This is a genomic window from Lishizhenia sp., assembly GCF_057456495.1.
Genome location: NZ_JBVCPV010000166.1, coordinates 1 through 6,776, shown reverse-complemented (window position 1 = coordinate 6,776; position 6,776 = coordinate 1). Strand labels below are relative to the sequence as shown.

The window sequence follows — 6,776 nt, the reverse complement described above, 5'->3', positions numbered from 1 at the left end:
TTTTGAATAATTACTCGAGGGTTAGAACAAGATGGGTTCCATTTTTTGTATAAATCATTTGAATTCGGATTTAAAATATCAACCAATGCCGCATCTCTTTGGAAGTTTGGTGCGCTGTATGAAACCAAATGCGTCGCCATAACGTAATTCCCACCTCTTTCTGATTGATCACCATTGTACACTCCAGAAATATCATAGTCAATAGATACAGTATCTCCTGGAGTTACATAAGGAGTAATTTCATGTCCGTGATCCTTCACCATATCACCAGGACACCAACCTTCACGAGCATAAGGCCATGTTCCACCTTGACCAATGTTTGGGTTATCTCCACACTCTGTTTCTTGCCAAATATCCCATGTAAATCGTTCTATACCATCTACTAAAATCTTGTGGTCTTTAGGAGACCATTCACAACAGTTTGTTTGTTGACCGTAGTGACCATGTCCAGTAATACGTGAAACTATTTTAAACTGAGAAGAAGTATCAGAAAGTAAAATATCTTTAGCTGCTAAAACGTCATCATCTATTAATTTTCCGTAGTTGTACGATTTTGCACTTCCCCATACGCGCTCAATGTTATGAACATCACGTGGAGGTATACCTTCAATAAAGGCAAATTTCACATCAATTAATTCTTGTGTATTGTGTGCCATGAAGTCTACAGAGTTTTTCAACAACTGCTGGTAATCTGTAACATCATATACCCAAGTAAATCCATTTGGTCCTAAATCAAATCCAATTCCGTATGGAGTAATGAATCTACCAATTTCATACATGTCTAAAATTTCAAATGGCTGTTCATAGTAAACAATATCATTGTTTGAAATCGTTTGAGATGTACCAATTTGAGTTTGGTTCAATACAGTTGAACCGTCTGTATCATATTCATAAACATATCCTTCATCATTCGCTATAAATGCATTTGAAATAATGAATCTTCTGTTCACGGGTGCGTATTCAAAAACAACTGAAGGTTCTTTTTGAAGGTATTTGAAATTCGTTTCAGTAACCATAGTTCCTGCTACTGTACCTGTACCAAAGCTAATTGTTGGTCGGAAAGAAGAAACCTCCGGTGCTACAACTGGCAATTGATCAAAATCAAAATCACCTTTTCTATTTGGCATCAATAAATTATCGTTTGCTGAAGCGTCTGTTGCGTAAGCTACATCATCAAAATTATGGTAAACTAAAAGGTCTGCATAATTAGGGTGAGTATTGTTGATTGTTTTATCGTACCAAGCTCCAATTGTGGCAGCGTCTAATGCTACATTCCACATTTGAAATTCATCCAATTTACCTTTCCAACCTAACGAATGATTTCTGTTTGCTCCTATCACCAAACGGTGCATCATTCCAATTTCTCTTGTCAATCCACTTCCCTGGTGCCATAAAGCTCCATTTCTGTATATCTTCATCGTTCCATCGTTTGCATTCTTAACAAATGCCCAGTGATTCCAAGAACCATCTACCACAGACGAGTTTACTGTTTTCGCAATTCTATCGTTTTGAGCAGTTGCACCTCCATGGAACATTAACTCATTGTTATCCCAAGGGAAATGAACGTTTAGTATTCTATTTCCATCTACGTCATATGCTTCAAAAACAGAATTCTTCGTACCGTATGAACCTTCACCTTTAGCCCAAAAAGCAACCGTTACTTCTGCACCTAAGTCAATATCAGATAATTCTGAAACAGTGTAGTTGTCTACAGCCGATTGGTACACCCCATTTTGTCTTGGGTAAGCAACAGATAAATTTCCAGTTCCATTTACTCCAGTTGTTGTAAATGCGTCAGAAGCTTGACCTGCATCACTGTGAACAAACTCAACAATAATGTTGTCTGTACCATTCCAAGTAAAAGGTTGGTAGAATAAAAATTCATTATCACCTGTTACTAAAGCAGCATCGTCATTAACTCCCGATCCTCTTTTAGCATTATACACTTCAGTGAATCCTGCAGTATGCCAATCAGAGATTTCAGTATCTGTAGTTGATTTCAACTTAATAGACAATCCTGATAAATCTGCTGAACCGTTTACCGCTGTACCATTTAAAGTAAGAGATTGTAAATCGTCATTTGCAGACAATCCTGCAGCTGTTAATTCACTTGCAGTAATAATCATTTGAAAACGTTGACCAGAAGTTGGTCCTTGATTCACAGGATAATCAGAAGATACTGTTCCTTGCAATACCGCGTGATTCGTCAATGTCGCATTAGACCTTCTGTATTGATCGTAGTTTACGGTGTGATTATTCAAAGCACCGGTAATTGGATCGTAATTCTGTGTTAAAGGAGTCGCAGTATTGATTTCGAAAGCAGTACCGTCTACTTGTACTGAATCCATAACTCCTGTATGGTCGTAAATTCTTGAATATGCTAAATAATCCCATTCTCCACAATCGTGGTTGTCCCAAGGAGTAGCTGGATCACACTTTAGATTGTAATACATCAGTACTTTCTCAAAACGCTTAGAATTTAAAGCCTGAGGAAAATCAAAGGTCGCTCTTCTCGTTGAAATGGAATCCCAAGTAAAAGTTTGAACCCAAGTAGTATCTTGAGCCCTACCATCACTCCAAAATAAGAGTAAGAGTAATGCCGGTAATAGTTTTTTCATAATCTAGTTTTATTGACTTTACACAAAAATAAACAATTCTTCAACGAAACATTTCTTGTGAAGGGTTAACATGGGGTAAACAATAGGGTTTGTCTATCGAAGTGACTTGTAAACAGGAAGTACTTTATGCGACTTTTCGTAATACGGTGAGTTGATGTAAATGTAATTCAACTGTGCCCAACGATCATTTGCAAAGTCTAAATCTCCCGCTTTTTTTGCTTCAAATTCACGCTTCAAATCCATATCATTGTCTAATATCTCTTGTGCGATTTCTTCAAAAACATAGGCGGAGAAATGCTCTTTCTGCTGTAAATAACTATCGTAAAATCCCCAATTAAAATAGCTATCGTCACTTGTTGGCTCGAGGGTTTCTAGAATAAACAGTCGTGACAGTTGGTGGGTATTTATAAGTACATCTCCCTGATGAAGTGTTACGTTATCAATGGCTTCTTGCACCTTAGTATCATAGTGAAGGTAGTGACCTTCGTACGGACTATTGACTGTTTGGTAATAGAGCACCTTATTCTGGCGAAGTAACAAATTCGTGTCTTTGTCTATAATTTGTACCGTTACTTTATTCCTTTTCAAACGCTCAATCGTTTCTTTTTCCCAAGATCTAACTACAAAATATTCGGGTATAAGTGTAGAATCTGTTGCTCTATAGTAAAAGTCGTAAGGAATAGTAAAAGTGGTGTCTTTATTCCTATCGTAAAACAGACGCGGAGAATTAGTAATTGCACTCATGCTATCTTTATATGCATACCCTTTCAAGTCAATAAATGACTTATTGTTCAATGCCGTATCCGATGCATACCGAACAGGATAAAAACGTTTTTGTAACATTTCATTCCGAGCAATCATTCTTACACGTTCTATTTCATCATCGTAACGACGTGTATATTTTGCCATTTCCTCGATTAAACGATAGGTCGCCACTACCCTATCTTCAAAGTCCTTTAACATATGTGTTTCCGAGGTAAAACTAAGGGTATGAAACAAACGCGCATATCCCATTGAATATCTCGCCTTATCATTAAAAGCATGAATCCCCTCATGAAGTCGCTTCCCATTCATTTCTATGTACGGAAAAAGATCGAGGCTATCCTTTTGCCACAAACTATCTTTTAAAGCCGGTAACATTTCATCGTATATCAACGCGGCTTGTACAGGATTTAACCGAGCCTTTAGAGATGCTATAAGTGTTAAAGTATATTGATAATCCGCTCCATTGCTTGTATGCGTGTCTAGAAATACATCTGGATCTAAAGCATGAAAAATATGGGCGAAGGTTTTCATGTTTTCACTATCCATCTTAACAAAATCCCTATTCAAGTCAAGATTCTGAGCATTACCTCTAAAACCATACTCTTCCGGTCCAATTTGATTGGCGCGAGAATAGGCACCTCGATTATGCATACCTCCTACATTGTAGGCCGGAATAACCGCAATCACTGGATACTTCATTTTCTCGTTTTCAGATAATTTAGAATAGTGTTTTACAAAATCTAAAGAAGCATTGACCCCACAAGGTTCTCCAGCATGTATAGCGTTATTAATCAATAATACCGTTGAGTTTTGCGCATAGGAAAACACCATTTGAGAATCTGCCGCTACTCCTAAAACACATAAATAAATAGGCTCACCAAAATCGGATTGCCCCATATTAAAAAAATGAATGTCTTTGGATTCTTGCGCAATTTCAGCGTACTGGCCAATAAGTTCATCGTAAGTATAGGTGGTATTTTGAGCACCTACAGAAAAGGAAAATAGTAAGCTAAGGACAGGTATGAGGATAAGATGTGCTATTTTCATCGGTAAACTGTTTGAAAGCCTAAATGTACAAATATCTAAGTATGCGCAAAGTTACGCCAGCACTGATATTACTTTCGGTTCAAAATCAACATCATACAATTCCACCTCACCCCATATACGTGAAGTAATTTGATATATGATCAAATATTTTTTGCTTCATTTTCTGAGCTCTATACCTCACAATACACTATTTTTGCAGCATGAGAATAGACATACTCACCGTTTTACCAGATTTATTAAAAAGTCCTTTCGAGGTATCTATAATGAAACGTGCCCAGGAAAAAGGATTGGCAGAAATTCATATCCACAACATTCGTGATTATTCCACCCATAAAAATAAAAATGTGGATGATTACCAATATGGTGGTGGTGCTGGTATGGTTATGTCCATTGAACCTATTGCTCGACTCATAGAGAAACTTCAAGGAGAACGCGAATACACAGAGATCATTTACATGACCCCAGATGGTGAAGTGCTTGACCAAGGTATTGCCAACGAACTCTCCCTCAAAGGAAACATGATTATTTTGTGTGGTCATTATAAAGGAGTGGATGAACGCGTACGCATGAAATACATCACCAAAGAAATCTCTATAGGCTCTTACGTTTTATCTGGTGGTGAATTGGCTGCAGCTGTGCTGGTGGATAGTGTCGTCCGATTATTACCAGGTGTTTTGAATGATGAAACTTCAGCGCTTACAGACAGTTTTCAAGATAACCTCTTGTCCCCTCCCGTGTTTACGCGTCCGCCAGAATTCGAAGGCATGAAAGTACCTGATGTTTTATTGTCTGGAGATTTTAAAAAGATTGAAGAATACCGTGAAAAAGAGGCTTACAGACGAACAAAGGAAAGAAGACCAGACCTTTTAAAGGACGAATAATTTTTCTTGGCTTGCTTAACATCTGATGCTCAAAGCTTAAGGTAATTCAAGACATTTTTCATGATTTTTTTCGCCCTTCCCCATTGCGAAAATAGATTAAGTTACTATCTTTGCGGCGGGGTAAGTCTTGTACGACCAGCTCCCTCTGAATCCCCCAGGACGGGAACGTAGCAAGGGTAAGAGGTTGTAGCGGTGCGATATAAGTAGCTTACCCTATTTTTTTTGCCTTATATTTTGGCAAACGGCCGGGTCTCCACTACTAGTTTTCTTTACTTATCTTATTGTAAATAGTCATCTAAAGTGCTTCTAAAGTCGCATTTATACTCCTTTTACAATTCAAAGCTAAGTTGGCGCAAAGCTACTCCGTTTCACCCCTGTTTGAAATCAAAACTTAAAAATAGTACACTATATACATTACAGAAATTGCAACTAGGAGAGTTAAGGATGTCCAGAAATACAGCATTCTTGTGATTTTATCCCCCACATTATATATTGACTTGATTCGATTGATAACAACCGTCCTACTTAATACAAGTAAAAGAACAAAATTGAAAAAACTCCAAAATATTTCAGCGGTATAATCGAACTCACTCATTTCAAATAAAAGACGAGAAAACCTATCATCCAAATCAACTGATTCAGAACTTTCATCAATACCTCCATACCTTAACTGAAGCGTAAGGTGAAATATTCCTAAGCTAAAAAAAGAATAAGCTTTGTATAAAATGGAGATTATATAGATATAAAAGCCCCATTTCTTTTTATGGTAAAGCAAGTATAATAGAACTGCACACAGAAGTATATCTGGGCCCATCACTAAAACTGTATACCAATCTAACCCCAGATAAAAAGCATTTTCTATTGCTATAGAAAAAACATAAATTACTGGAATAAGCAAAAGCCAAACCATTTGATTATCCGATTTAGGTTCCAGGGGATTCATAAACTTCAGTAGTCGTTTCAAACTTTTGTCCAACAATCCCAAATCTGATTTTTCACTCTCTAAAACCATCGAATTTTGAGAAAAATTCATGAACTGTTCTTCCTGTTCTGGTGTAAGATTACGCATAGTTAGAATTTTCCTTACGAATTCAGCAACATCTTCTCTATACTCGCTTCGTATTCTGTAAATCTCTAACAATTCATCTATCGATTTATTCTCATACAAGGTCTTTAAGTCTTCCGTCATGATTTAACGAATATAAACCTCTTTTTGAAAGGGAATACGCATCCACACTCCATTTCTTTTCATTATTTTAAAATGACCACTAATTATGGTATCCTTGGTAATTATAAATTTACCATCCCTTACCTTTCCTCCAAATTCAATTTCATAAACCTCCCACATATCTTTATAAATATGACGAGGAGTTAAGGTAAATTCTTCATTTACCTCTACCTTATCCGGACCAATTACTAAAACCTCAGGTTCAAAAACTGTTGAGTTTGGACCACCATACCCCAT

General features: G+C 37.0%; 5 protein-coding genes and 1 other RNA gene. 2 read left to right on the top strand and 4 right to left on the bottom strand.

The genetic code is table 11. The features are described from left to right. Together AC22ZQ_RS11360 and AC22ZQ_RS11355 are read right to left on the bottom strand one after the other, a co-directional pair. A partial coding sequence (locus tag AC22ZQ_RS11360) for a LamG-like jellyroll fold domain-containing protein (protein ID WP_318958889.1) occupies positions 1 to 2,618 on the bottom strand: 2,618 nt, incomplete at its 3' end. 93 nt (positions 2,619 to 2,711) lie between these two features. Next, on the bottom strand, positions 2,712 to 4,430 hold the full coding sequence (locus AC22ZQ_RS11355) for a M14 family metallopeptidase (RefSeq protein WP_318958888.1): 1,719 nt from the start codon (positions 4,428 to 4,430) through the stop codon (positions 2,712 to 2,714). 200 nt (positions 4,431 to 4,630) lie between these two features. On the opposite strand from AC22ZQ_RS11355, the gene trmD reads away from it, so the two are divergent. Both trmD and ffs read left to right on the top strand, forming a co-directional pair. Then, positions 4,631 to 5,311, top strand: coding sequence for a tRNA (guanosine(37)-N1)-methyltransferase TrmD (gene trmD / locus AC22ZQ_RS11350; protein ID WP_318958887.1), 681 nt, complete (start codon positions 4,631 to 4,633; stop codon positions 5,309 to 5,311). A 118-nt stretch (positions 5,312 to 5,429) separates the two neighbouring features. Further along, positions 5,430 to 5,527, top strand: an RNA gene (ffs, locus tag AC22ZQ_RS11345) — signal recognition particle sRNA small type. 175 nt (positions 5,528 to 5,702) lie between these two features. Here the strand turns inward: ffs and AC22ZQ_RS11340 are convergent. Then, entirely contained in the window at positions 5,703 to 6,500 is a 798-nt protein-coding gene (locus tag AC22ZQ_RS11340) for a hypothetical protein (protein WP_318958886.1), read from the bottom strand. 3 nt (positions 6,501 to 6,503) lie between these two features. Beyond that, positions 6,504 to 6,776: hypothetical protein (locus AC22ZQ_RS11335; protein WP_318958885.1), on the bottom strand; the 273-nt coding region annotated here is incomplete at its 5' end.